The 23445-nt window shown below is 67.9% G+C and carries 21 protein-coding genes; 6 read left to right on the top strand and 15 right to left on the bottom strand.

The genetic code is table 11. The annotated features are described in order from the left end of the window. Positions 1 to 207 precede the first annotated feature (207 nt). The 11 genes from OHB23_RS07555 to OHB23_RS07505 all read right to left on the bottom strand — a co-directional run bounded on the left by OHB23_RS07555 (position 208) and on the right by OHB23_RS07505 (position 11941). A complete protein-coding gene (locus OHB23_RS07555; protein WP_328811210.1) occupies positions 208 to 969 on the bottom strand; it encodes a hypothetical protein in 762 nt (253 codons plus the stop codon). Positions 970 to 1029: 60 nt separating this feature from the next. Then, the gene (locus tag OHB23_RS07550) at positions 1030 to 1776 is read right to left on the bottom strand and encodes a hypothetical protein (RefSeq protein WP_222649764.1); all 747 of its coding nucleotides are present in this window, start codon (positions 1774 to 1776) and stop codon (positions 1030 to 1032) included. Positions 1777 to 1846: 70 nt separating this feature from the next. After that, the gene (locus OHB23_RS07545) at positions 1847 to 3097 is read right to left on the bottom strand and encodes an MCE family protein (protein WP_027504573.1); all 1251 of its coding nucleotides are present in this window, start codon (positions 3095 to 3097) and stop codon (positions 1847 to 1849) included. After that, entirely contained in the window at positions 3094 to 4356 is a 1263-nt protein-coding gene (locus OHB23_RS07540) for an MCE family protein (RefSeq protein WP_328811209.1), read from the bottom strand. The genes OHB23_RS07545 and OHB23_RS07540 overlap by 4 nt, the downstream gene beginning before the upstream one ends. 2 nt (positions 4357 to 4358) lie before the next feature. Continuing rightward, positions 4359 to 5588, bottom strand: a complete 1230-nt coding sequence (locus OHB23_RS07535; RefSeq protein ID WP_442973035.1) for an MCE family protein — start codon at positions 5586 to 5588, stop codon at positions 4359 to 4361. A 56-nt stretch (positions 5589 to 5644) separates the two neighbouring features. Continuing rightward, positions 5645 to 6664: an MCE family protein gene (locus tag OHB23_RS07530; protein ID WP_037184706.1), complete on the bottom strand. Its 1020-nt coding sequence runs from the start codon at positions 6662 to 6664 to the stop codon at positions 5645 to 5647. Beyond that, positions 6661 to 7725 (bottom strand): MCE family protein, encoded by a 1065-nt coding sequence (locus tag OHB23_RS07525; protein ID WP_222639268.1) that lies wholly within the window; start codon positions 7723 to 7725, stop codon positions 6661 to 6663. Before OHB23_RS07525 ends, OHB23_RS07530 begins: the two co-directional genes overlap by 4 nt. Then, positions 7722 to 9053, bottom strand: coding sequence for an MCE family protein (locus OHB23_RS07520; protein ID WP_027504568.1), 1332 nt, complete (start codon positions 9051 to 9053; stop codon positions 7722 to 7724). The genes OHB23_RS07525 and OHB23_RS07520 overlap by 4 nt, the downstream gene beginning before the upstream one ends. Next, positions 9050 to 9910 carry an MlaE family ABC transporter permease gene (locus tag OHB23_RS07515; protein ID WP_027504567.1) on the bottom strand — a complete coding sequence of 287 codons (861 nt, stop codon included), beginning with the start codon at positions 9908 to 9910 and terminating at the stop codon, positions 9050 to 9052. Before OHB23_RS07515 ends, OHB23_RS07520 begins: the two co-directional genes overlap by 4 nt. 3 nt (positions 9911 to 9913) lie before the next feature. Next, positions 9914 to 10708, bottom strand: a complete 795-nt coding sequence (locus tag OHB23_RS07510) for an MlaE family ABC transporter permease (RefSeq protein WP_027504566.1) — start codon at positions 10706 to 10708, stop codon at positions 9914 to 9916. Between the two features lie 9 nt (positions 10709 to 10717). Beyond that, entirely contained in the window at positions 10718 to 11941 is a 1224-nt protein-coding gene (locus OHB23_RS07505; protein ID WP_051613163.1) for an ABC transporter ATP-binding protein, read from the bottom strand. A gap of 455 nt (positions 11942 to 12396) precedes the next feature. Between OHB23_RS07505 and OHB23_RS07500 the strand changes: the two genes are divergently transcribed. From OHB23_RS07500 to OHB23_RS07490, 3 genes are read left to right on the top strand one after another with little or no spacing between them, the layout of a single operon-like run. Next, complete coding sequence (locus OHB23_RS07500; protein WP_307108257.1) at positions 12397 to 14103, top strand: MFS transporter; 1707 nt, start codon at positions 12397 to 12399, stop codon at positions 14101 to 14103. Then, positions 14100 to 15734 carry an MFS transporter gene (locus tag OHB23_RS07495; RefSeq protein ID WP_056441696.1) on the top strand — a complete coding sequence of 545 codons (1635 nt, stop codon included), beginning with the start codon at positions 14100 to 14102 and terminating at the stop codon, positions 15732 to 15734. Before OHB23_RS07500 ends, OHB23_RS07495 begins: the two co-directional genes overlap by 4 nt. Then, positions 15731 to 17371, top strand: coding sequence for an NAD-dependent epimerase/dehydratase family protein (locus OHB23_RS07490; protein ID WP_222645483.1), 1641 nt, complete (start codon positions 15731 to 15733; stop codon positions 17369 to 17371). Before OHB23_RS07495 ends, OHB23_RS07490 begins: the two co-directional genes overlap by 4 nt. 6 nt (positions 17372 to 17377) lie before the next feature. On the opposite strand, the gene OHB23_RS07485 is transcribed toward OHB23_RS07490, so the two are convergent. Together OHB23_RS07485 and OHB23_RS07480 are read right to left on the bottom strand one after the other, a co-directional pair. Further along, positions 17378 to 17884 (bottom strand): DUF2505 domain-containing protein, encoded by a 507-nt coding sequence (locus OHB23_RS07485; protein WP_307091273.1) that lies wholly within the window; start codon positions 17882 to 17884, stop codon positions 17378 to 17380. A gap of 4 nt (positions 17885 to 17888) precedes the next feature. Beyond that, the gene (locus OHB23_RS07480; protein ID WP_081821120.1) at positions 17889 to 19175 is read right to left on the bottom strand and encodes an aminotransferase class I/II-fold pyridoxal phosphate-dependent enzyme; all 1287 of its coding nucleotides are present in this window, start codon (positions 19173 to 19175) and stop codon (positions 17889 to 17891) included. Positions 19176 to 19474: 299 nt separating this feature from the next. Here OHB23_RS07480 and OHB23_RS07475 point away from each other — a divergent pair, with 299 nt between their 5' ends. Then, entirely contained in the window at positions 19475 to 20650 is a 1176-nt protein-coding gene (locus OHB23_RS07475) for an acyl-CoA dehydrogenase family protein (RefSeq protein WP_231476216.1), read from the top strand. Positions 20651 to 20659: 9 nt separating this feature from the next. Here OHB23_RS07475 and OHB23_RS07470 read toward each other — a convergent pair whose 3' ends face one another. Together OHB23_RS07470 and OHB23_RS07465 are read right to left on the bottom strand one after the other, a co-directional pair. Then, a complete protein-coding gene (locus tag OHB23_RS07470; protein WP_051613091.1) occupies positions 20660 to 21259 on the bottom strand; it encodes a class F sortase in 600 nt (199 codons plus the stop codon). A gap of 13 nt (positions 21260 to 21272) precedes the next feature. Continuing rightward, a complete protein-coding gene (locus tag OHB23_RS07465; RefSeq protein ID WP_027504563.1) occupies positions 21273 to 21974 on the bottom strand; it encodes a CHRD domain-containing protein in 702 nt (233 codons plus the stop codon). 59 nt (positions 21975 to 22033) lie between these two features. Between OHB23_RS07465 and OHB23_RS07460 the strand changes: the two genes are divergently transcribed. Both OHB23_RS07460 and OHB23_RS07455 read left to right on the top strand, forming a co-directional pair. Further along, on the top strand, positions 22034 to 22705 hold the full coding sequence (locus tag OHB23_RS07460; protein WP_328811207.1) for a sigma-70 family RNA polymerase sigma factor: 672 nt from the start codon (positions 22034 to 22036) through the stop codon (positions 22703 to 22705). Then, on the top strand, positions 22705 to 23403 hold the full coding sequence (locus tag OHB23_RS07455) for a hypothetical protein (protein WP_328811206.1): 699 nt from the start codon (positions 22705 to 22707) through the stop codon (positions 23401 to 23403). Before OHB23_RS07460 ends, OHB23_RS07455 begins: the two co-directional genes overlap by 1 nt. Positions 23404 to 23445 lie beyond the last annotated feature (42 nt).

Below are 23445 nucleotides of genomic sequence, written 5' to 3'. Positions count from 1 at the left end.
GCACGGGCCGTGATCCACGAACTGCCGTACGCCCCTGCCCGTCGATCCCGGCGCCCGGTGCCTCCATTTGCTCCGGCGTCGTTCTCGATCATGGCAGCGGGGTCGCACCCGCGTTCGATGAATCCGGTAATCAGAGTGGACTCCCGAAGCCCTCGCGTCAAGAGCGAGAGCGGCGTTTCGTCCCCCGAATCCGCTCGAAGCGGGCGATCAGCGGTTGTCGATGGTCGCGAGCAGCCACTTTCCGTCGACACGTTCCATGGTCACCGAGACCGGCGTCTGCACCGTTCCCTGGTCGACCGTGTCCTGCGTCGCGGCGATGTCCATGCTGGCCAGCAGCTCGGCCCGGTCACCGTCGAGCAGTGACACCCCGATGTCGGTGACCGTGGCCGTCGTGGTGGTCTGCGTCTGGATGACGCCCTGCTTGGTCTGCTCCGCGGTGGAGTCGTACTCCCCGCGGCGCTCGTCGTTCAGCACCGCACGGGCGGCCGCCTGATCCTGGTCGATCGTGTCGAACTTGTAGCTGAACACCGTCTGCAGGGCGTCGCGCCCGGCCGACGTGACCTCGAGTGTGGCCGGAGTGTCGACCCACGCCTGGTTGCTCACCTCGGACGTACCGGGGCGCACCACGGCGAGGAGCGCGATCACGGCGAACACCACCGCGAGTGCGGCGAGCAGCATCGTGCGGGGAGTCCACCAGGCCGTGCGGCCGGCGGGGGCGCCGTCGTCCGCCTCGGTCGTCTCGTCCACGACCGAGTCCGTGGCAACGCTGTCGACCGCGGCGGTGTCGGCCGGCGACTTCGACAGGTCGACGGTCGAGGCCGCACCGGTGGACGTGCTCGTGGTCTCGTCCTCGATCGCGTCGCCGCCCGCGGGGGGCGCCGTGGAGCGTCCGGCGACCTTGGGTCGACGAACGCTGCCGGCGGGGACACGGGGAGCGCCTGTGGGGGGTCTACGGCGTGCGGGGGGCATAGAGAGAACTCCTGGCTGGTGCGAGGCGAGCGGGACGGACGGCGTCGTGACAGCGAGGTGTCACTGACCGCCGTCGGTCGGTGCGGGAGCGGGATCGACGGGCGCGGCGGGGTCGACCGGGGCTGCGGGGTCGACCGGGGCTGCGGGATCGGTGGCGGCGGGATCGGTGGGTGCGGCGGGATCGCCCGTCGCAGCGGGTGCGCCCGGGACCTCGAGGGGGATGCGCTGCCCGATGGGCTGGATACGCGTGGCCTTCCACGTGCCGTCCACGTCCTGCAGTTCGAGACGCAGGGTGCTCTGGTACCGCTCGTTGCCGTCCGGCTTGGTGGTGTCGGTGGTGAGGACCACGAGCGACTGCGCGGTGCCGTCGTCGGAACTGAACCCGACGAGCGACGCGTGCTGCACCGCCGCGGTGGTGACCACACCGGTCTCCGCGAACTGCTGGCGGAACTGATCCTTGGTGTCGTTCAGACCGTTGGTGAGCTCGTCACCGGTGATGGAGGACTCGATGTCGGCGAACGTCTTGTCCAGATCGTTCGAGTCGACGGAGTTCAGATTGATCGCCGCCTGCCGGGCGCCGGCGAGGGCGTCGTCCCGCAGGGAGGCGTCCGAGGACTCCTGGTACGCGAGGAACCAGAAGATGCTCAGCACGACGGCCGCGATCAACGTGATCGCGGCGGCCGCGGCAGTCACCGCCGTGGCGACCGGAGACGTGCGCGGCGCCGGTGCGGGCGTGGACTCGGACGTGCCGTCACCGGTGTCGGTGCCGTCGAGGTCCGGGTCGGAAGGAGAGGTGGTTGGCGTCACAGCAGACACCCTACTTGAGGGTAACTTCTCGCTGCCATCACCGCGCACCTCTCCTCACCCGACTCGATGGTCAGGGGCGGACCGTCACACCGAGCAGTGCGGCCAGCTGCGTCGCGATCGGGTTCAGATCCAGGGGGTCCGGCGCGACCTTGGGCTTGTCGTCCCACGGCTGCACCGTCTGCGGATCGGCGAAGCGCACGCTGTTGGCGCCGCGCACTCCCGTCAGGGATCCCTGCGGCACAGTGCAGTTCGCGTCGAGGTTCAACGGGAAGTCCTGCTGCGTCGGATCGAAGTCGGGATTCTTGGCGTACTCCGCGTCGAGGATCGCCTGCGTGCCCTCGTAACCCTGGGTGCACGACGGCGGGTTGTTCACCTCGAGCGCGATGCCGAAGTGAATGGTGCCGTCACCCGGACTCGCCGAGTTCGCTCCCTGCGCCAGGGCCGGGAGGAACTGGAGCAGCGGACGCAGTGCGAACGTGCGCGGGCTCAGTGCACTGGTCACACCCGCGAGGTTCGTCAGGTTGGTCGTCAGACCCGGGCCGGCCTGGTCGACGAGCGCGCCGACCTGGTCGCTGGCGGGAAGACCGTTGTCGATCAGTCGCCGGATGTCCGGATCGCTCGACCGCAACTGCGCGGTGACCAGATCCAGATCGGAGCTGAACTGCTGAATGGACGACGACTGCTCGGACTGGGTGTCCAGCACGACGCGGCTGTCGCGGATCAGCGTGAGGGTCTGCGGCAGGTTGGCGAGACCGTCCTCGGAGAAGCTGTCCAGCGAGGTGACGAGCTGCTGCAGTGAGTCACCCGTGCCGGCGAAGCCGGTACCGAGCTCGGTCACCACGGTGTGCAGATCGTCGACCGGCACGGAGTCCGCGAGCGTCTTGACGTTCTTGAGCAGGCTCTCCACCGGCGTCGGGATGGACGTGTCGTCCTGCAGGATGACGTCGCCGTCCTGCAGGAATGGGCCCTGATCGGTGCGCGGCTGCAGATCGACGTACTGCTCACCGATGGCGGAGCGGTTGGCCACCACGGCGATGGTGTCGGCCGGGACGTCGGGAGCGCTCTTCTCGAGCTTCAGTTCGACGTCGACGCCCTGCTCGGTCAGCTTCAGCTCACCGACGCGCCCCACGGGAATGCCGCGGTACGTCACCTCGGCGTTGCTGAAGATGCCGCCGGAATCGGCGAACTGACCGGTGACCGTGTACTGGCCGAAACCGAACAGCTGGTCGACGCGCACGTACTTGGCACCGACGTACACCAGGCCGAGCACGGCGATGACGACGAAGAGGATCAGCTGTGTGCTGACCAGCTTGGATCTCACTGTCCACCTTCGTTCTGAGGAACGATCCCGAACTGCTGCAGGATGCCGTCCAACGGGTTCGCCGACGGTGCGGCGGCGGGTACACCCGGCGCCGGGGTCGGCGACGGGATGATGGGCGGCAGAGGCAGCAGCGAGATGGTCGGGAAGGAGTTACGCGGGCCGTTGCCGTTGTAGTACGGGTTCGACGGATCGACCCGCGGCTTGGGATCGCCGTTGCGGGGCGCGCTGTAGATCGGGTTGCCCTGGCCGACGCCCAGCGCGGTGAGCTGGTTGCCGATCTGCAGATCCACACTGAGGAACAGATTGACCGCGTTGCCCTGGGTGATCTTCTCGACGCCGTCGGGGAACGGGAACGTGGGCACGAACGCGAGGTCCGTGATCAGCTCGTCGCCGTAGGTCGAGAGCTCCTGCAGGGTCGGGCGCAGTGCGCGCAGGTCGGCGATCAGATCGTCCTTCGAACGCTCGATGACGTCGGTCCCGACCTGCCCGAGGCGATCGAGCTGACCGAGAAGCTGTGTCAGCTGCGGACGCTGCTGTTCGAGCACCTCGGTGGCGACCGGCAGATCGACGAGGATCCGGTCGATCTTCTCGGTCTGCTGGTCGAGCGTGCCGGTGAGGACGTCGAGACCGTCGATCGCGCGCGTGATGTCGGCCTTCTGATCCTCGAGGCCGCCGATGAGCGAGTTGGCCTCCTTGAGCAGGTTCCGCACCCGGTCCTCGCGGCCGCCGAGCGCGGTGTTCAGCTCCTTGACGATCGGAGCGAGCTGCGCGACGCCGCCGCCGTTGAGCAACATCGACAGCGCGCCGAGCACCTGCTCGATGTCGGTGGCGTGGCGGGTCCGCTCGACGGGGATGGTGTCGCCCGAGGCGAGGCGCGCGGACGCCGCGTCGTCGGCCGGAACGCTGAGCTGGACGAACTTCTCGCCGAGCAGGTTGGTCTGCTGGACGGACGCCATGGCGTTGGCCGGCAGGTCCACGGACGAGTCGACCTCGACCTCGACGTCGGCGATCCACGAGTCGTTCGGCACGGAGACCGAGGTGACTCGGCCGACCTGGACACCGTCGACTTTGACGGTCGACTGCGGAACCAGGTCCAGCACGTCGTCGAACTGCAACGTCAACCGGATCGGATCCGATCCGACGTCGGCACCGCCGGGCAGCGGGATCCCGTAGATACCGCTGGATCCGCAGGCACTGAGCGTCACGGCGACGACGCAGGCACCGGAGGCGGCCATCAGGCCACGCGAGCGCACTCTCATCGTCACTCCCCTTCCGCAGGAATGTTCAGGCCCGGAAGCTGCAGGTCGTCGACCCGCGGCGATTCGACACCGGGCACGGTGCCGGGCTCGACGTTGCGCTGGATGTTGTCCGCACTGAGCAACCCGAACGGCAGAACCAGCGTCGGCGTCTTCACACCGGCGACGGCCTGGTCGATGATCGCGCCGCAGTTGTCGACGATCGGCTGCATCTGACGGCCGAGCGCCTCGAACTGCGGATCGCCCGGGCGCAGCTTCTGCAGATCGATGAGATTGCAGAAGAACGTCATCGGATCCTGGAACTCCTGGAAGATCAGGCGCGCGTCCAAGGATCCGGACTCGGCGTTGTAGGAGTTCGCGACGTTCGCGACGGCCAGCGGCAGCAGCGTCAACGTGTCCGCCAAGTTCTGGCGGTTGTCGGCGAGCAACTGCGTGGTCGGAGCGAGGTCGTCGAGATCGTTGGACAGCTGATCCCGGTTGTCCCGCACGAAGGTGGCGACGTCACCGAGCGTGACCGAGAGCTGGTTCAGCGCGAGGCCGAGGTTCTCCCGCTCCCCCGCCAGGAAGCTCGTCAGCGAGGACAGCTGATTGTTGAAGGCACGCACCTGCTGGTCGTTCGCCGACAGTGCACTGACGAACGTCTGCAGATTCTGGATCGTGCCGAACAGATCGCCGCGGTACGAGTCGAGCGTCTCGACTGCACCGGAGAGCTGGGTCAGCGAATCGTTCAGCGCCTCACCGTTTCCGGCCAGGTTCTGCGCGCCGGTGGTCACGAGGTCGGAGACGGCGCCGTTCTGGTTGGCACCGTTCGGTCCGAGCGCGGCCGACAGCTCGTCGATGCTCTTGTACAGCTCGTCGACCTCGACGGGAGTGGCCGTGCGCTCGCGTGGGATCACGGCACCGGACTCCATCTTCTCGCCGCCGGTGTACGCCGGCGCGAGCTGGACGTAGCGGTCGGCGACGACGGACGGCGCGAGCTGGACGGCGCGGGCATCGGCGGGGATGTCGACGCCGCGATCGACGCGCATGTCGACCTGCACCTGATCGCCCAGGCCCTCGACCTTGGTGACGGTGCCGACCTTGACGCCGAGGACGCGAACCTCGGTGCCCTCGTACACGCCGACGGTCTTGTCGAAGTACGACGTGATGGTGGTGGTACCGAGGCGGGTGAAGGCCCACCACAGCGCGAACACGACCAGCACCACGACAGCGACGACGGCAGCGATGATTCCCAGGTTGCGCTGGCTGAAGAAGCCGCCGTTCGACGGGGCTTCCTGGTCGGTGGATGCGGTCACTGGCCTGCTCCCGGACTACGGACGGGATCCACACCGAGGGTGCGAATCGGCTCACGGTATCCCGGAATGTCCGGGAGACCGGGCGGGAAGGTGTTGACGATGACCTGATCGAACCAGCGGCCGTTACCGACGATGTTGGTGTACAGCCGGACGAACGGCGAGTACAGCTTGATCGCCTCGGCGATGTTCTGGTTGTTGGTCTTCAGGGTGTCGATGACCTGACCCAGCGACTGGAGTGCGGGCCCGATCTGTGCCTCGTTGTCGCGGATCAGACCGGTCAGCTGAGTGGACACCCGCTGCGTGCCGATGAGCAGCTGCGAGATGGACTGCTGCCGATTGTTCAACTCCTGCAACAGGACCGAGGCGTCACCGATCAGCTTGGTGAACTCCTGGTTGCGGTCGGCGAGGACCTGCGTCGTCTTGTCGGTCGCGGCGAAGAGCTTGCTCAGCTCGTCGTCACGGGAGGAGATGGTCTCGGACAACCGCGTGACACCGTCGAGCGACGCGCGGATGTTCTCCGGCGTCTCGGAGAACGCCTGCGACAGCGTCTCCATGCTCGTCGCGAGCTGCGTCGTGTCGATGTCGCCGGTGGTGCGGGCGGCGTCGGAGAACGCGTCGATGACGTCGTAGGGGGCCGTCGTGCGGTCGATCGGGATCGCGTCGCGCGGGTTCAGCCGCTCCTCGCCCTTGGGCTCGAGCGAGAGGAACTTCTGGCCGAGCAGCGTCTTGATCTGGATGGACGCCGACGTCTTGTCGCCGACCCACGCGTCACTGACCGTGAACTCGACCTTCACCTTGTCGCCGTCGAGGGCGACGTCGGTGACCTTGCCGACCTTCACGCCGGCGATCCGCACCTCGTTGCTGGCGCGCAGACCGGCCGCTTCGGAGAAGTTCGCGGTGTACTTCGATCCGGCACCGATGATCGGCAGCGAGTCGAGGAAGAACGCGGACAGCGTCGCCATCAGGATGATGAAGATGCCGAGGGCACCCAGCACCGCGGGCTTGCGTTTCGTCACGAGATACCTCCTGCGGCGCAACGCTTCGCGGAGTTGGTGTACAGCGGCTGATTGATGGTGGGCAGTCCTGTCGGGAGGTTGAGCTGCGGCGCGTAGCCCGGCCCGGCGACGATGTCGATGCCGCACAGGTAGAACTGGAACCACGAGCCGTAGCTGGCGACGCGGATCAGCTTCTCGAGCTTGACCGGGAAGTTCGACAGGATGTTGTCGAAGTCCTGCTGCCGGTTGTTGATCTTGGTCGACAGTCCGTCGATCGACGAGATGGCCGACTGGATGGACGGGCGGGTCGGCTCGAGCAGATCCGCTGTCGCGTCGGTCAGACCGGCCAGCGAGGTGACCGCCGAGCCGACGGTGTCACGATCCGCCGACAGCCCCGACACCAGCGCCTGGGTGTTCACGATCAACTGGTCGAGTTCCTTGTCGTGCTGGTTCACCGTGTCGAGGACCCCGTTGAGGTTGTCGATGACCGCCCCGATGACCTGATCCTTGTCCGCGACCGTGTTGGTCAGGCTCGCGGTGTCCCGCACCAGATCGCCGATGGTGCCGGACTCACCCTGGAAGACCTGGATGATCTCGTAGGACAGCTTGTTCACGTCGTCGGCCGTCAGCGTCTGGAACAGCGGACGGAAGCCGTTGAACAGTGTCGTCAGGTTCACCGCGGGGGACGTCCGATCGAGCGGGATGGTGGCTCCGCTAGTGATCTTCTCGCCCTGGTCGCCCGTGCCCTGCTCGAGCGCGATGTAGCGCTGCCCGATCAGGTTTCGGTAGCGGATGGTCGCGGTGGTGGAGGCCGGCAGCCATTCACGCTCGGTCAGCGCGAAGTCCACCTGAGCCAGGTCACGCTCGTGGATCTCGATCTTCTCCACCTGGCCGACGCGCACGCCGGCGATGCGCACCTCGTCGCCCTCGTTGAGCGAGGAGACGTCGGTGAAGATGGCCGAGAACTTGGTCTTGCCGGACCCGGCTCCGTTGGCGATGGTCAACGCCAGGGCGGCCGTCGCCAGAATGGTCACCACCGCGAAGATGATCAGCTTGATCAGCGGTGCCGCTAGGCCTCTCATCGCACACTCACTTCCGTGCCGCGGAGCGCCGGAGCGCCCACCAGGGTGGTCCACGCGGGGACCTGGTCCGGGGAGATGCCGGAGCCTCCGCCGTAGACCACCGCCAGCGTGTCCCGTTCGATGTCCGATCCGGCGTAGGCCGCCGGAACGGGCGACTGCAGCGGGTTGGGCAGTGCGCCGGGGTCGACCGCGGGGCCCGGGTTGCGCGACGGCACCTGGTAGGAGCCGTCGTTGACGCCGCTGCCCGGGTACTGCGGGAAGAACTTGCCGGGTGTGGTCACGTTCTCGAAGCACGACGGGCCACGGGTGTCGAACAGTCGCGGCTCGTCCTGGTTGGGGATGTAGCGCCCCTTGGGGTTGACGAAGTTGATCGATGCGCGGACGCCGGGGTACGCGTCGTCGACCGAGAGGATCTTCTTCGCCTCGTCGGCGACACGGACGAACTCGGTGAACGTGCAGCCGAACGACGGGGAGAACTCGGCGAGCAGTTCGAGCGCCTCGCGGGAGTCCGCCGCGATGGACACGATGGACTCGGCGTTGGTCTGCACCAGGTCGGCCAGCGAGCCCGACGACGCGGTGGCGCTCGCCAGGAGCGTGGTGACGTCGTTCTGCTTCTCCACCACCGTGTTCCCGGTGACGCGCAGGTTGTCGAGCGCGTCGATCAGATCCGGAGCGGCGGTCGAGTACGTCTCCGACAGGTCGGCGATGCCGACGAGATCCTGCTGGATGTTCGGCAGCTCGTCGTTCAGACCCGAGAAGATCTCCTCGAGCCGGTCGAGAGTCAGACCGAGCCGCTCGCCGTTGCCCTCGAGAGCCTGCGACAGCGCACCGAGCGTGTTGGCGAGATCCTGCGGCGGGATGGCGTCGAGGAGCGGGAGCAGCGAGTCGAGCAGCTGCCCGACCTCGACCGCGTTGCCGCTGGTGTCCTGACGGATCACCGCGCCCTCGGCGAGAGGGCTGGCGCCGGCGGAGTTCTCGGGGATCTGGAGCGCGACGTAGCGCTCGCCGAAGAGCGTCTTCGGCAGCAACCGGGCGGTGACGTTGGAGGGGATGGTGCCCACGAGACCGGGATCGAGTGCCAGCTCGGACGTGACCTCACCGTTCTCGGTGGTGGCGGACCGCACCTCGCCGACGATCATCCCGCGCGCCTTCACGTCCGCGTTGGCGGGCAGCGCGTTGCCGACGGTGTCGGTGATCAGGTCGACCATGACGACGTCCTTGAACGTCTTGTTGAAGGTCGTGATGCTCCAGGCGACGAAGAGAACGACGACGAGCAGGAATCCGATTCCGAGGAGGCGACGACGTGTCGCCGACGGAGCGTGGTTCATCCGGCGACCCTCACCGTCGTCGTGGTGCCCCAGATGGCGAGGCTCAGGAAGAAGTTCAGCACCGCGACCGTGACCAGTGCGGCACGCACGGCACGACCGACGGCCACCCCGACGCCGGCGGGTCCGCCCGACGCGGTGTAGCCGTAGTAGCAATGGATCATGATGAGCACGAAGGCGAAGACCAGCACCTTGGCGAAGGAGTAGAGCACGTCCTCCGGGGGCAGGAAGAGCGTGAAGTAATGGTCGTACGAGCCCGGTGACTGACCGTTGAAGACGGTGCTCACCAAGCGGGACGCGAGATAGGCGGACAGCAGGCCGACGATGTACAGCGGAATGACGGCGATGAATCCGGCGATCATGCGCGTCGACACCAGGAACGGCACGGACGGAACGGCCATGACCTCGAGTGCGTCGATCTCCTCGGAGATGCGCATGGCGCCGAGCTGGGCGGTGAAGCCGCAGCCGACGGTCGCGGACAGCGCGAGGGACGCCACGATGGGCGCGATCTCACGGGTGTTCACGTACGCCGACAGGAAGCCCGTCAGCACCTGGCTGCCGAGCTGTTCGAGCGCCGCGAAGCCCTGCAGACCGACGACGACACCGGTGAACCCGGACATCATCAGGATGACGCCGATGGTGCCGCCGATGACGGCGAGAGCGCCGGAACCGAACGTCACCTCCGCGAGCAGGCGGAGGGTCTCCTTCTTGTAGTGCACGGCCGTCTTCGGGATCCACCCGATCGCGCGTCCGTAGAACGACATCTGTTCACCGGCACGGTCCAGCACACCGAGCGGAGCCGAGGCCGCGCTACGGAGCCGGAGCAGGGTGCGGTCTCCACGACCACGAGCGATGGTCATCGCTCACCCTCCCTTCGCAGGGACGACCTGCAGGTAGACCAACGTCATGATCAGGTTGGCGAAGAACAGGATCAGGAACGTGATGACGACGGTCTGGTTCACCGCTTCACCCACGCCCTTCGGACCGGGATTGGGATGCAGCCCCTTGTAGGACGCGATGACGCCGGCGATGAGACCGAACACGACGGCCTTGAGCTCACCGACCCACAGGTCGGGCAGCTGCGCCAACGTGGAGAACGACGCCAGGTACGCGCCGGGCGTTCCGTCCTGCAGGATCACGTTGAAGAAGTAACCACCGGCGATGCCGATGACCGACACCAGGCCGTTGAGCAGCAGCGCGACGAGAATCATCGCGAGCACGCGGGGAACGACCAGGCGCTGCACCGGATCGATGCCGAGCACCCGCATGGCGTCGATCTCCTCGCGGATGGTGCGTGAACCGAGGTCGGCCGTCACGGCCGATCCCGCCGCACCCGCGATGAGCAACGCCACCACGATGGGACTGCCCTGCTGGACCACCGCCAGCACGCTGGCGGCACCGGTGAAGGACTCGGCGCCGAGCTGCTTGATCAGCGACCCGGTCTGCAGGGAGACCACCGCGCCGAACGGAATGGCGACCAGCGCGGTCGGAAGAATGGTGACGCTGGCGATGAACCAGGCCTGTTCGATGAATTCGCGGAATTGGAAGGGGCGCCGGAAGGTGTTGCGCGCGACATCGACGAGAAGTTCGACGATGTTTCCTGCCTGGGCCAGCGCTGCAGTGCCCGACTTGAGAATCGGGTTCTTCGTTTTAGCCATTGTTTTCGGTCAGCCCCGCGAGCCACTGGAAGGAAAACCGTCGTTCCGGTCCTGGCCGGGCTCACTCCACCCCTGGTTGCTGTAGCCCTGATTCTGGTCGTACGTCTGACCCTGGTCGTAGCTCTGGCCCTGGTCGTAGCTCTGGTTGCCGTAGGCCGGCTGCTGGTCGTGGCCCGACTGCTGACCGTACGACTCCTGGTAGCCCTGCTGAGCACCCGCGTACGCCGGCTCCGCCTGACGGCCGTCCTGGCCGTCCGCCTCGTCGAGGCTCTGCTGGATGGCGTGCTGTGCGTGCTCGGGCAGCGTGTGCATGATGCTGCGCACCCGGTCGCGACGACGATCCACGGCCTGACGACGCGGCATGCCGGGCGTGGGATCCATCTGCGGCATGATGCCCTCCACGTCCTCGACACCGCCGAGGTTGTGGCCGGCATCGGAGAGGGCCTGCTCCTGGCGCATCTGCGCCTCGTCCTTCTCCTCGCTCATGCCGATCGGCCCGATCATCGTGCCGTTCAGGAACTGCTTCACGGCGGGCTCGTCGGAGGTGAGCAGCACCTCGCGCGGACCGAACATGACGAGGTTCTTGCGGAACAGCATGCCGATGTTGTCCGGCACCGTGCGCGCGAGATTGATGTTGTGCGTGACGATCAGCATCGTCGCGTCGATCTGGGCGTTGATGTTGAGCAGCAGCTGGCTGATGTAGGTGGTGCGCACCGGGTCGAGGCCCGAGTCGGGCTCGTCCACCAGGATGATCTCGGGGTCGAGGACGAGCGCACGCGCCAGACCGGCACGCTTGCGCATACCGCCCGAGATCTCGCCGGGGAGCTTGTTCTCGGCACCGGTCAGACCGACCAGCTCGAGCTTCTCCATGACGATGCTGCGGATCTCGTCCTCCTTCTTCTTCGTGTGCTCACGAAGCGGGAAGGCGGTGTTGTCGTACAGGTTCATGGAGCCGAAGAGGGCGCCGTCCTGGAAGAGCACGCCGAACAACTTGCGGATCTCGTAGAGCTCCTTGGACGAGCACTCCATGATGTCCGTGCCGTCGACGACGATCGAACCCTCCTCCGGTCGGAGAAGGCCGATGAGCGACTTGAGGAAGACGGACTTACCGGTACCGGACGGCCCCAGAAGAGCACTGACCTCACCCTTCGGGAGCGTCAACGTGACGTCCTGCCAGATCTTCTGCACACCGAACGACTTGGTCAATCCCTCGACCGAAACCTCGACACCCATGTGGATCCCTCCCACTGCTCGTCGCACACGACGCGAACGCGTCGACACCTGTGTGCGTCGCGTCACTCTAACCCAGCCGAGTGGTCGCAACGACCACGGACCTTACCGCCCAGTAACACGTCCCCCGACCTGGCCGCAGTCTCCGGATAGAAGTGTGACCCATGAACGCCCGATTCACGAGGGAACGGAGCCGACAAGGCCGAAATTGGTGGCGGCGGTGCACGCGCGGGTGGCCCGGGCTCACGCCGCGTGGCGCGGGACGGGCGCTCCCACCTGCAGCGTCGTACGGCGTCACCGGCTCGTTGACGCAACTCTGTGACGTCACACCGACTTCTCCCGCGCTCCCGCCGTTAGCGTCGACAGTGCCGTCGTGACACCTAGCGTTGCGCTCGCGCACGACACTCGCCGCGCTGCATCCGCGGGCGGGGTCCGGGGGGAATACGGGGGATCACGCCATGGGCAGCAGCTCGAGGGACGACACGGGCACGCCCGGGTCGAGGGGGCACTCGACGTTCGGGGTCCGCACCGAGATCGGTCGGCGTCGCCAACTCGCGGCCTTCGGCGTCATCTGCATAGCCGAACTCCTCATCGTGCTCGACATGACCATCATCAACGTGGCGCTGCCGTCCATCGGCATCGAGTTGGCGACGGGCATCTCGGGCCTGCAGTGGGTCGTCGACGCGTACACCCTCACCTTCTCCGGCCTGCTCCTGGCGTTCGGCAACCTCGGTGACCGGTACGGGCGCAAGCTGTTCCTCGTCGTCGGCCTCACGGGCCTGGGCACCGCGTCGGTGATCGGTGCGCTCGGCGACTCCCTCGCCCACGTCCTGACCTCACGCTCGGTCATGGGCGTCTTCGCCGCGATGGTCCTGCCCGCGACCCTGGCCGTCATCACCAACCTGTTCCCGAAGCCGCAGGAGCGTGCCCTCGCCATCGGCGTGTGGTCGTCCATCGCCGGCGTGGCCGTCGCGATCGGGCCGGTGTCGGGCGGCTGGCTGCTCGAACACTTCTCCTGGCACTCGGTGTTCTGGATGAACGTCCCCGTCGCCCTCGTCGCCGTCGTGCTCGTGGTGCTGATCGTCCCCGAGTCGAAGGCCTCGGCGGTGGGCCCGCTCGACGTGCCCGGCGTGATCCTGTCGATCGCCGGCGTCACCCTGCTGGTGTTCGTGGTCATCGAGGCACCGAACTTCGGCTGGACGTCGTGGCGGACGATCGGCGGTCTCGTGCTCGCCGCGGTGTTCCTCGTGCTGTTCGTCCAGCGGGAGCGACGCATCTCGTCCCCCGTGCTCGACGTGTCGCTCTTCCGCATCCGTCCGTTCGCGTGGCCGGCCGTGTCGATCGCGGTGGGATTCTTCAGTCTCTTCGGCTTCCTGTTCCTCATCACCCAGTACTTCCAGGGAGTGCGCGAGTACTCACCTCTCGCATTCGGCATCGCGACACTGCCCTTCGCCGCGGCGCTGGCCGTCAGCTCCCCGGTGTCGACGATCGTCGCGCAGAAGATCGGCACGATGCCGGTTCTCGTGACCGGGCTCGTCCTCATCGGCGCGGGACTGCTCGTCGCGGGCCGCGTCGAGATCGACAGCTCCTACCTGACGCTCGTCCTGCCCGCGATGCTGTTGCTCGCGGTGGGCATCGCGATCATCCAGGGCCCCGCGACGGAATCCATCATGTCCTCGCTCCCCCTCGACGAGGCCGGAGCCGGTGCCGCGGTGAACGACACCACCCGCGAGATCGGCGGCACTCTCGGTGTCGCGGTGCTCGGGTCGATCGTCGCCTCCTACTACGTGTCGACGGTGCGGCCGCTCGTCGAACGGATCCCCACCGCCATCATGAGCGAGACCGAGAAGGGCTACGCGCAGTCCAGCGTGCTCAGTGTCATCGAGATCCAGAAGCGAGACCTGCCCGCGATGTTCGAACCGCAACGCGCACAGTTGATCCTGGAGATGAAGGAAGCCGCTCTGCGCGGATCGTCCATCGCCGCGTACGTGGCGGCCGGAGCCGTGTTCGTCTGTGCCGCACTGGTCTTCTTCTTCTTCCCCGCCTCGTACCGCACCACGGGCATGCTGGCACCGCAGACCTCGGACGAGCGCGCGGTGGACCGTCTCGCCGCAACGAAGGACGTCGGCTCCGCACCGGGCGGCGGCCCGGACTCGCCGTCATGACCGGCCGACACGCCGCGCCGCCGCCGCGGTCGTCGTCCCACCTCCTCTCGTCACCGCGGCGGATGATCGCCTTCCTCGTCATCTGTCTCGTCGAGCTGCTGGTCGTGCTCGACAACACCGTCGTCAACGTCGCTCTGCCCGACATCTCCACCGACCTCCGCGCCGGCTTCACGGGGCTGCAGTGGATCGTCGACGCGTACATCCTCACGTTCTGCGGTCTGCTGCTGGCGTTCGGCAACATCACCGACCGCATCGGGCGGCGCCGCATGCTGCTGATCGGCGTCGTGGGTCTCGCCGCGATGTCGGTGGTGGGCGCGGTGGCCGACGACCTGCCGCAACTGATCGCCTCGCGCGCACTGATGGGGGTCTTCGCCGCCGCCGCGCTGCCCGCGACCCTGGCGGTGATCATCGACCTGTTCCGCACTCCCGCGGACCGCGCCGTGGCCATCGGGGTGTGGGCCTCGATCGCCGGTGTCGCCATCGCGATCGGGCCGGTCTCGGGTGGGTGGCTCATCGAACACTTCACCTGGCACTCCGTGTTCTGGCTGAACGTGCCGGTCGCCGTCGTCGCGGTGATCGGCATCGTCGCCGTGGTGCCCGAATCACGTGCTGCGGCCACCGGTCCGCTCGATCTGCCCGGTGTCGCCCTGTCCTTCTCGGGGGTCTCGCTCCTGGTGTACGCACTCATCGAAGCGCCGGGTCACGGTTGGGTGACCGTGCCCACGCTCGGCGGGATCGCGGTGTCCCTGGTTCTGTTGTCCGCCTTCGTCGTACGCCAGTCGCGCGTGTCCAGCCCGATCCTCGACGTGCGCCTGTTCCGGTTGCGACCCTTCGCGATGCCGGCGCTCGCGATCTCGGTCGCCTACTTCTCGCTCTTCGGGTACGTCTTCCTCATCACCCAGTACTTCCAGGGCGTCCGCGGCTACTCGCCGCTCGAGTTCGGTGTCGCCACACTGCCGTTCGCGGTGGCCCTCGCGGTGAGCGCACCGACCGCGACCTCGCTGGCACAGCGGATCGGCACCATGCCGGTGATCGTCGCGGGCCTGCTGTTGGTGGGCATCGGCATGATCATGGCGGGTCAGGTCGGCATCGACAGCTCGTACGTCGGGCTGTTGCTGCCCACGATGATCGTGCTCGCAGTCGGCATCGCCGTGATCCAGGGTCCCGCGACCGAGTCCATCATGTCCTCCGTGCCCATCGACGAGGCCGGCGCCGGCTCGGCCGTGAACGACACGACGCGGGAACTCGGCGGCACTCTCGGTGTCGCGGTGCTCGGATCCGTGACCGCGTCGTACTACAACACCACCGTCGGCCCACTCGTCGCGACCATTCCGTCGGAAATCCTCTCGGACCGCGACCGGGAGTACGTGAACGGCAGCTTCCTCAGCGTGCAGCAGATCCAGCAGTACCCGCTCCCCGAGATGTTCTCCGCGGTGCGCGACAACCTCGTCCTGTCCATGAAGGAAGCCGCGATGGCCGGGTCCGAGGTGGCGTCCTACCTCGCCGCCGCGGCCGTCTTCGCCTGCGCCGTCGTCGTCGCGGTCCTGCTTCCCCGCCACCACCGCACCACAGGAGTCGTCATGACGGACCCACAGGACACCACCCGACAGTTCAGCTCGGACGAACGGTGAGCGGCCTGACCGTCGCCGTCACCGGTGCGACGAGCGATTTCGGTGCTGTCATTCTCCCTGTGCTGCTGGATGATCCGGAGATCGACCGGGTCATCGGGCTGGGTCGCCGGGCACCGCGCGTGCGGCACCCGAAACTCCGCTCGATCGCGATGGACATCCGCTCCCCCGAACTCGAGACTGCCTTCGCAGGCTGTGACGTGGTGATCCACCTGGCTTTCGTCGTGGAGGAGCAGCGCGACAAGGCCGCGATCCACGAGACCAATCTGGAGGGCTCGCGCAACGCCGTCGAGTGCGCGCACCGGGCCGGTGTGCGGTCGATGGTCATCGCCTCGAGTGTCAGCGCTTACGGACGCGAGGACCTTCCGGTGCCCGTCACCGAGGAGGAGTTCCCGACGTCGGATCCGTTGCGCTACTACTTCTTCGACAAGGCAGAGGTGGAACACTTCGTCGAGTGGTGGCTGCGCCGGCACGAGGGCGGCATGACCATCTCGATGCTGCGCCCCACCTACATCGTGGGCACCCACTTCTCGAACGACGGCATCGACACCCTCACGCAGTCCGTGGTGGCCTTCCCCGATCCGGCGCAGTCCCGCTACCAGTTCCTGCACGAGGACGACCTGGCCGACGCCTTCCACCGGGCCGTCCGGACACCCGTGAACGGCCCCTTCAACCTGGGTCCGCGCGACTGGCTCGGGGTGCGCGAACTCGGTGCGATGCAGGGCCAGTTGGTGCTGCCGATCCCGCGTCGAGTCCTGCGCACCGTGGTCGATCTCGCGTACGCGCTCCGCATCCTGCCGTTCTCCAGCCACTGGATCTCCTCGGGCGAGGCGGCCGTCGACTCGACGGCCTTCGAACGCGCCACCGGGTGGACCCCGACGATGTCGTCCGCCGAGGCCGCGGCCGTCATGGTGTTGCTCAACGGGCGCCCCATCCTGTCGACCCGCCACGCGCCGGTCCGTCATCACGTGTGCGAGGCGGCCCTGGACGGCGCCACTCGCCGCGTACGGACGTGGGGCGACGTTGACCCGGACATGAAGCCCTTCAGCGCCGAGCTCGATCGCGCGGTCTCCTCGTGCGAGCACCGCCAGATCCGCACGTCGACGGGCTCGGTGCACGCCGAGATCCACGAGGGGACCGACACCTCGGCCCCGACGGTCGTTCTCGCGCTGCCCCGCGGCTCCCATGCGCGATACGCCACCGGTCTGGCACGGACACTGGCCGATCACGGCCCGCGGGTGGTGCTGCTCGACGCCCCCGGCCACGGTCTCGGTACCGGCATCCGCGGGCGCGCCGGACGCCGGGCACGAGCCGAGGCGATCGACGCTGCCGCCGGTGAGTTCGCGGGGACCGACGTTCTCCTCGTGCGGGTTCCGCGCACCAGGACCCGACGGACGGCCGCGGCCCTCCGCCGGGGAGACGACACGCTGACGGCGGTACCGGGCACGGACGGTCTGCTCGCCGCACGGAACGGACCGCGCCTGCCCCGACGTCTACGAGCAGTCGAACATCAGGCACCACAGCCGGTCTCGGGTTCCTACCGGACCGTGTCGGTGCCGCGCGGAACGACCGTCACGTCCGGCCGTGGTCAGCGCCAGGTGCTGGAGGCGATCCTGCGCGCACTCCCGCGCCGCAGATGAGAGGGCTCAGGTCCGGAGGGCGAGCCACGACTGGGTGAACTCGCGCTCGGCGGAGAAACTCTTGTCGATCTCGCCGACCATGATCTTCTCGACCACCGGACCCATCACCGGGATCGACGCGTCGACCGTACCGACGAACTGGAGCACACACTGCTGCGCTCCGGTCGCGAGAAGTTCGAGTTCCCCGTCGATCACCACGGGCATCCGGGCGACCCGCAGGGTGTAGTGGCCCTGCGCGGACCCGTCCTCGCGCACCGACTGCCACGACTCGGTGCACCGTGCCGACATCGACGCTCCGGCGAAGCGCTGCAACGCCTTCGGTAGTGCCGCGGCCTCGAGGTCCTGGTCGACCACCGAGGTGGTCAGGCCCTCCTCGACGCGATGCTCCACCACTCGACTGCCGCCACCGATCTCGGCGATCCGGTCCTGCCAGTATCTCTCGTCGGTGAGGGTCGCGTGCAGCACCGCGGCGGCACAGTCGTACGTCGTGCGCTGGTCGACCTGTGTCACCACCGGGTCAGACCGATGCCGGCGCCGGCGCGGCGAGCGCTGCCCCCACCTCGGCCGACGCCACCTCGGACGTGGACGAGTTCTCGCCGAGGAACAGGCCCATCTGCTCCACCACGTAGTCGAGCTGGGTGGTGGTGTGATCGGGCTGGACGCACAGACGCAGGAGTGCACCGTCGCGGGCCACAGCCGGGAACATGGCGGCGGATGCGAAGATGCCCGCGTCCCACAGCTTCCGCCACGTGTTGACGGTGCGCAGGTCGTCACGGACGTTCACGGGGACGATGGGCGAGACCATGTCCGTACCGTCCGGGAGAGGACTCGGCGCGTGCACGTCGACACCGGCCGCCACGAGCCCGTCGTGCAGGTAGCGCGCGTTCGCGAGTGTGCGGGTGGCGCGCTCGGCGCCCTCCTCGGTCTGCATGAGCTGCACGGAGGCGAGCGCCGCGCCGAGGGCAGCAGGCACGCCCGCGGTGGTGAACAGGAACGTGCGCGCATGCACGCGCATGGCGTCCACGATGTCCTTCGAGCCGGCCACGAAACCGCCCGAGGACCCGAGTCCCTTGGAGAGGCAGCCCATCCGGGCGTCGATGTCGTCCTCGATACCGAACAGCTCGGCGGCACCGGTGCGCTTCGCGCCCATGACCGCGACGCTGTGCGCCTCGTCGACGAACAGTGCCGCGTCGTACTTCTCGCAGACCGCGGCGATCTCGTCGAGCGGGGCCAGGTCGCCGTGCATCGAGTAGAGGCCGTCCACCACCACCATGACGACGCCGGTGGAGCGGGAGAGCTTCTCCTCCAACAGGTCCACCCGGTTGTGACGGAAGGCGCGGATGGTCGCACGTGAGAGGCGGCAGGCATCGTAGATGGACGCGTGCGCTGCCGAGTCGACGATGATGGTGTCACCGACACCGCACAGCGCGCTGATACCGCCCAGGTTCGCCTGGTAGCCGGTCGTGAAGACCAGCGCCTGCTCGGTCCCGTGCCAGTCGGCGAGTGCTTCCTCGAGTTCCGTGTGTAGCGAGATGGTGCCGTTGAGCAACCGGCTGCCCGTGACCGTTGCGCCGTATTTGTCCAGTGCCGCAGCGGCTCCCGCGCGCACCAGCGGGTGGTCGGCGAGGCCGAGGTAATTGTTGGAACCGAGCATGATGACGCTGCGGTCCTCCACGTCGACGACCGGCGCGTTGACCGATTTCATGACGCGGAAGAACGGGTTCTGGTCGTGCTTCGTCAGCACACGATGGGCCCAGATCCTCTTGTCGTGGCGGATTCGGTCGAGCATTCTCTGCGAGCTCATGTTCGCTCCAAGATTGGGGGATCGGTACGTGACGCGAGTGCGCTCGCCGGTCCGGGAGACCCGTGCGACGGGAGACGTCTGTGATTCGAGCCTACGGTCAGCACAGGCGGCCCGAGGGTGCCGCGACCTGTGAGTAGTTGCCAACGAACACGACTGCACTTGTGTCATGCAACAGCAGTTGAGACGGGCGCCATCGAGGCCGTCGCCGACCCCGAATACTGCGGTATCGAGTGACGTGCTGGCACGTGTCCCACACCCGTCCCAGCCACGGTCACCCTTCTTCGACGAAAGGCCGGTACGTGTCCGTTCTCGCTGACAGAGCAGCTCTCGCGTCCGACGGGACCGCGCAGCCGTCGCGGCTCATGTCCACCGAACGCGCCACGCTCCGTCGCTTGCTGCCCGCCCTCGCCACCTACCTCGAGGCCACGCCGCTGTCCGTGCTCGAGGCGCCCGGCAGCGACGCCATCGCGACGTTCCGCGACGCGGGCGGGTGCGGACTCATCGCACCCACCTCGCTCGGCGGACTCGGCGCGACCGCCGTCGAGGCACTGCGCGTCCACCGGGCCATCGGCGCGGCCTCCCCGTCGCTCGCCGCCGCCGTCACGATGCACCACCTGTCGATCGCCACGATCATCGAGATCGCCATGGCGGGTCCCGAGGAGGAGCTGCCGCTCGTCGCCGGCCTCATCGAACAGAAGTCGATCATCGCGTCCGGCTTCGCGGAGGGCGTGGGCAGCACGCTGGTGCCGTCCGTGGACGCCTACTACGACGACGGCGACTACGTCGTCAACGGCAGCAAGAAGCCGTGCAGTCTGTCGGCCTCGATGGACTTCCTCGCCGCCAGCGTCGCGACACGCGAGAAGAAGGGCGGCAAGACACGCAAGGCGGTCGCCCTCATCCCCGCGTCGATGCCCGGTGTCTCGGTGCGTCCGTTCTGGACGACGCCCGTTCTCGCGGGTGCGGAGAGCGAGGAGGTCGTCCTCGAGGACGTGCGCGTGCCGGTGTCGCTGACCATGGTCGGCGCGCTGGACGATCCGGAGGGCATGCACGAGCTCACCGGGTTCCTGTGGTTCGGCATCCTCGCCTCCGCCGGGTACATCGGCGCGGCCACCGCGCTCGTGGAGCGTCTCGTGGGACACCCGAAGGTCAGCGACAGCGTCTACACCTCGGCGGCCGCCGAACTCGAAGCGGCGATCGCGGGCCTCGAGGCCGTCGCCGCAGCGATGGACTCGGGTGAGCGCGGCGCCGACATCTCGGCTCGACTGTTGTTCTGCCGCATTGCGCTTCGAGGCGCACTACGGCGCGCGGTCGATGCCGCCGTGACAGCACTGGGCGGCATCGCGTTCATCACCGACCCGGACATCGCGTACCTGCAGTCCGTCGTGTCGGCGTTCGCGTTCCACCCGCCGTCGATCCGCGAGACCGAGTCGTCCCTCGCGGCCTATCACCGCGGCGAGAACTTCTCCCTCGCCTGAGGTGTCGCATCACCCCACGCGGGTGCCGAAGACGACGAGGTTGTTCTCGTAGGACCCGGCGTCGTCGTCGAACACTCCGGCACACGTGATCAGTCGGATCTCGTCGCGCGGGACGGCGCCGAACACGCGCGCCGTCGGGAACTCGGATTTCGCGTAGTCGCCGATGTCCGTCACCCGGTACCTGGCCTCGATGCCCTCTGTCGTGGTGACCGTGACGTCGTCTCCCACCACGAGGTCGCGGAGTCGGAAGAACACGGAGGGACCCGTGGTCGAGTCGACGTGACCGGCCAGCACCGTGGGTCCGACCTGATCGGCCGCACCGGGACGCCCGGGCCGCCCGCCGCCGGTGAACCAGCCGACGTCGTCGTGGTCCTCGGGAACCGCCATGGTGTTGTCCGGGTTCAGACCCAGCTCGATCAACGGTTCGTCCAGACCCATCTCGGGTGCCGACACCCGCGCCGGGACGAGAGGTCCCGTCTCGGACACGGTCGCGGCAGCGGGAGACGTGACGGACACCGCTGTCTCGGTGGGCGGTACGGCCGGTGGTCGCGCGCAGGCGACCACCAGCCCCACCAGGAGGAACGCACTCGCGCGCGTCGACCATCTCATCCGCGTCGGTCGATCAGGAGTTCCGCCGACGGGCGACGCCCAGCCCGACGAGGGCCGCCACGCCCAGAACGGCGGCACCGGCACCCGCGACGGTCGCGGTCGAACTGTCGGTGACGGATCCACCGGCGCCCGTCTCCACACCGCCGACGGGAATCGGGGTCAGCTGTCCGCGCACCGCGCCGGCGGCGAAGGCGGTGGTGTGACTGTCCGCGGCGAACCCGGCGGCGTTCGCCTCGATGGCCGCGAGGTCGAAGTTCGTTCCGGTGTCGGCACCGTTCGCCATCACGCCGGTCGTGAACGGCCCCTGCAGGCAGCCGCTGCTGGTGCGAGGTCCGTCGCCGACCGGGGACGGGTTCGGGAACGCGATGCGCGGCGGGCCGGCGGCACCCACTGCTGCCTGATGGATGTGCGTCGCCGTCTTCGCCGGCGACATGTAGTCGCCGGTGACGCCCTCGAGGGTGATGTCGTAGCAGATGATGTTCTCGTCCGAGTTGATGCGGAACGTGAACGTTCCGGTCGCGCCGGGCTCACCCGGCGTCGCGACGCCGTCCGCGTTCAGGACCTGGTCCGGAGTCGCCATGGCCGTGAAGGCACTGGTGAACGACGACGGTTCGCCGACCGGCGTCTCTGCTGCCGCGGGAGCAGCGGTGAGCGCGAGGAACGCCGCGGCGCCTCCCGCAACGATGATCGTTCCTCGTGCAGTGCGTGTCGTCATGGTGGTCGTACCTTCCGATCGGGATGCGCGGACGTCCTTCGAGAGGGGATACGTCCGGAATGACCGAAACGTTCACCACGGTCGAACGTCGTCGCACTTCTCGACGTACACCCACCATGGAGGTCGGAGCGGCGTCGACGGTGAGTAGGGTTCGTCCTGCACGGGCACCGGCGGGGTACACCCCTCCCCCGACATCGAGGGGGCAGACGCTGGCGATCTTCCGGTCGCGCGAGAGCGGGACGTTCGATCTCACGGCCGCCTACGACGCCCACGCGTCGTCGCTGCTGGGTTTCGCCGTGAATGTGTTGCACGATCGTGTCGCCGCCGAGGACTGCGTGCAGGAGACCTTCGTACGTGCGTGGCGAGCGCGGGACAGGTTCGACGAGTCCCGGGGTGGAACTCGGACCTGGCTCTTCGCCATCGCACGCAACGTCGTCGCGGATGCTCAGCGGTCGCGAGGCCGTACTCCGCTGGTCGCGTCCTCCCCCGTCGCGGAAGGCGACGCCGTGGAACCCGATCGAAGCGATCACGTCCTGACCCGGATGCGGGTGGTGGAGGGTCTGGCCACCCTGTCCCCCGAACATCGACAGGTGGTGGTGGCCATCCACCTGACCGGCCTGTCCTACACGGAGCTGTCGGCCGGCACCGGCGTCGCGATCGGCACCCTGCGCACCCGCGCGTACTACGCACTGCGCGCCCTGCGCGTTCACTTCGACGGTCAGGAGACCTGATGACTCCGGGACATCCGCGACGAGAGGAGTTGATCGCGGCTGCGGTGGCCGGCGACCTGACCGACGCCGAGCGGCGCGAGCTTCGCATTCTGGAGGCCGAGGACACCTCGGTCGCCGACGAGATCCGTGAGATGCGCGAGACGGTCGCGTCGCTGGGGTCGGCAGCGGGACTGACCTGGGTCGATGCGCAACCCGGTGACCTGCTCCGACGACGCATCGTCAGACCGTCTGCGCCCGGTCGCCTCGTCCCGGCCGCTGCAGCTGTCGCCGGAATCGCGGTGGGCGTCGCGGCGGTGCTCGGTGTGCAGACGGTCGGCACCGGGGGTGGCGAGACGCCCGCCGACAGCACGATCGCGGCCCCCGAGGTCGAGGGACCACCGGGCGAGCTGGGCGCGTTCGAGGCGATCGACTTCACCGCGTCGAGTCCCGGCGTCACTGTCGACGGCGGCCTGGTTGCTCACACGTGGGGCACCGAGACGGTCCTGGACATGCAGGGTGTCCCGGTCGACGAAGCGTTCGAGGTGGTTCTGGTGGACCGCACCGGCGCGGATCGTTCCTCGGGCAGCTTCCTCGGCAGCTCCGTGACCATCGACTGCCGCATGAACGCCGCGGTGCTTCGTCCCGACGTCGCGGAGATCGAGATCCGGGCTGTGGGTGGAGACCTTCTCGCCCGCGCCGCACTGCCCACCGTGGGCTGACTCCGCGCACCGTCGCCAGACACGAGAAAAGCGGCCGCACCC

Source organism: Rhodococcus sp. NBC_00294 (assembly GCF_036163995.1).
In the GTDB taxonomy this organism is placed as follows: Bacteria; Actinomycetota; Actinomycetes; order Mycobacteriales; family Mycobacteriaceae; genus Rhodococcoides.
Note: the sequence above shows the minus strand (reverse complement) of the source record. Positions and strands in the feature narration are given on the sequence as shown.

Bases quoted from the DNA above. Each gene is read 5' to 3' on its own strand.
- OHB23_RS07555 (WP_328811210.1), bottom strand. From the start codon at position 969: ATGCCCCCCGCACGCCGTAGACCCCCCACAGGCGCTCCCCGTGTCCCC.
- OHB23_RS07540 (WP_328811209.1), bottom strand. From the start codon at position 4,356: ATGAGAGTGCGCTCGCGTGGCCTGATGGCCGCCTCCGGTGCCTGCGTC.
- OHB23_RS07525 (WP_222639268.1), bottom strand. From the start codon at position 7,725: ATGAGAGGCCTAGCGGCACCGCTGATCAAGCTGATCATCTTCGCGGTG.
- OHB23_RS07520 (WP_027504568.1), bottom strand. From the start codon at position 9,053: ATGAACCACGCTCCGTCGGCGACACGTCGTCGCCTCCTCGGAATCGGA.
- OHB23_RS07515 (WP_027504567.1), bottom strand. From the start codon at position 9,910: ATGACCATCGCTCGTGGTCGTGGAGACCGCACCCTGCTCCGGCTCCGT.
- OHB23_RS07510 (WP_027504566.1), bottom strand. From the start codon at position 10,708: ATGGCTAAAACGAAGAACCCGATTCTCAAGTCGGGCACTGCAGCGCTG.
- OHB23_RS07505 (WP_051613163.1), bottom strand. From the start codon at position 11,941: ATGGGTGTCGAGGTTTCGGTCGAGGGATTGACCAAGTCGTTCGGTGTG.
- OHB23_RS07500 (WP_307108257.1), top strand. From the start codon at position 12,397: ATGGGCAGCAGCTCGAGGGACGACACGGGCACGCCCGGGTCGAGGGGG.
- OHB23_RS07495 (WP_056441696.1), top strand. From the start codon at position 14,100: ATGACCGGCCGACACGCCGCGCCGCCGCCGCGGTCGTCGTCCCACCTC.
- OHB23_RS07480 (WP_081821120.1), bottom strand. From the start codon at position 19,175: ATGAGCTCGCAGAGAATGCTCGACCGAATCCGCCACGACAAGAGGATC.
- OHB23_RS07470 (WP_051613091.1), bottom strand. From the start codon at position 21,259: ATGAGATGGTCGACGCGCGCGAGTGCGTTCCTCCTGGTGGGGCTGGTG.
- OHB23_RS07465 (WP_027504563.1), bottom strand. From the start codon at position 21,974: ATGACGACACGCACTGCACGAGGAACGATCATCGTTGCGGGAGGCGCC.
- OHB23_RS07460 (WP_328811207.1), top strand. From the start codon at position 22,034: ATGACCGAAACGTTCACCACGGTCGAACGTCGTCGCACTTCTCGACGT.
- OHB23_RS07455 (WP_328811206.1), top strand. From the start codon at position 22,705: ATGACTCCGGGACATCCGCGACGAGAGGAGTTGATCGCGGCTGCGGTG.